The organism is Desulfovibrio sp. 1214_IL3152, assembly GCF_036763055.1.
Taxonomy (GTDB): domain Bacteria; phylum Desulfobacterota; class Desulfovibrionia; order Desulfovibrionales; family Desulfovibrionaceae; genus Desulfovibrio.
In genome coordinates this window covers 1-1,741 of sequence record NZ_JBAIYW010000074.1, presented here as the reverse complement: position 1 = coordinate 1,741, position 1,741 = coordinate 1, and the positions used below count along the sequence as shown (strand labels likewise).

Below are 1,741 nucleotides of genomic sequence, written 5' to 3'. Positions count from 1 at the left end.
TCACCATCCGGGCAGGCGGCGGCCCCGAGCACCCTTTCGTGCAGGCGGTCAACGCTCTGGTCAAAGCTCATGCCGCGTCGCGGCATGACGCAGACGCCCGTGCGGTCCATGCTTTCTTCTTTCATCTGTTCCCGCGCCCACATGCCGAAGCCCGAAAGGTCGGTGGTCAGGGTGGGTACGGCCCAGGCCGCGCTTTCCTGCGGCGTGTAGCCCCACGGTTCATACCATGAGGGAAAAAAGCCCATATCGCAGGCGGCCAGCACTTCTTCATAGGGAATGTCGAAAAAGCCGTCATGGCCGTCGAGCATGGCGGGTACAAAGATGATCTTGACGCGCCTTTCCGCGCGGTTGTCGAGTCCCAGGCGGCGGCAGGCGTTGATGATGGGGTCTTGCGGGGCATTCCACACCCGGTGGGTGCAGATGAAGGGCAGGCCGTTGTCCGTGTCGTCGGGATTGCCGGAAACCGCCGCCGCGTTGACGCCCGTATGTCCGCCCATCACAAGGCACAGGGCAAGGATGGAACTGTTTGTGCCGGCAAGGTTGCGGTCGGCGCGGGCCAGCGCTTCAAGAAAAATGTCCACGCCCTTGTTGTGCATTTCGTATCGGCCGGAAATGGCGAAAATGCGCGTATGCTCCGGCAGGGAACCGCGCAGGAAGCGGCTCGCCGTAGCCATAATTCTGGTGCGCGTGGCCGAGGGAACCGCACGGTCCTCGGTATAGTCCGGTATGACCCGCAGGTCGAGGCCGTTGGTGGTGATGACGTCAGGCTGGCGGCCCAGGAAGACCGTGGATTCTTCGCCCGTGATGGGGCTGACGGTGGTGAAGGCGTCCGCCTCGCGTGCGGCGGCGCTTTCAATGGACCATTTGGCCGTGATGTTCAGGGCGGCGGCCTCATTGGCGGGGTGGATGTTGCGCATATTGGTATAGATGTCGCGCCCTGTGCCTGCCATTGCGCGGCCCAGGGTGGTGGCGTGGGTGGTGAAGACCGTACCCACTTCGGGGGTGAGTTTTTTCACCGTGAGCAGGCCCGCGCCGCACATCCACTCGTGAAACAGGGCCACGCTGCGGCCCTGCATAGGCTCCACCCGGCTTTCGTGGATGGCCGCAATGACTTCGCCGCAAGCCGTGGCAAACATGACCGGCTCAATGTAGTCCCATCCGCCGGAGAGCGAGTCCACCCCGTAATTTTTCCACATTTCAAACAGCAGCTGATTGCTGGAATAGCGCTTGTCAAATTCCACCAGTATCACCTTGGGGCGTCCGGGGATGTTCCACCGGCCCAGGCGGCATTTGAGGTCGCGCGTGGCAAGGCCCATGCGCAGCGAATCCCAGGCGTGCTCGTCTGTTTCTTCAAAGCCGGGATTGTTCTTGAGCGCCGGACCCAGAAGAAAATAGTCCTCGCCGAAATGCTCCACGGCCTGGAGGGCCTTGCTGGTGACAACAGAGTGGATGCCCCCCACCTTGTTGCAGACCTCCCAGCTTACTTCAAACAGGGTTACCACGGACGAGTTGAAATTCATGCCATCTCCTTGTCATGAAGGTCGTGAAGCCGTGCTGCGCGGCCTTGTCATGCGTTTTTGCGGCTTTTGCGCAACGTGGCGGGCTTTTTTTCGTGCTTTTCACCGGCGGTTCCGGTTTTCTTACTGTTCTTTGCCCGCGTGTCTGCGGGATCCGCGTCCTGCTTTTGAGCAGGGGCCTTACCGCCGCGCCGGGGCGCGGGGGAGCCAGCGCTTTTGACGGC

1 protein-coding gene is annotated in these 1,741 nt (G+C 61.8%); it reads right to left on the bottom strand.

Translation table 11 applies throughout. The annotated features are described in order from the left end of the window. Positions 1 to 1,520, bottom strand: a 1,520-nt coding sequence (locus tag V6C07_RS01430; RefSeq protein WP_333534615.1) for a glycogen/starch synthase, incomplete at its 3' end; no start/stop codon positions are given. Positions 1,521 to 1,741: the final 221 nt, after the last annotated feature.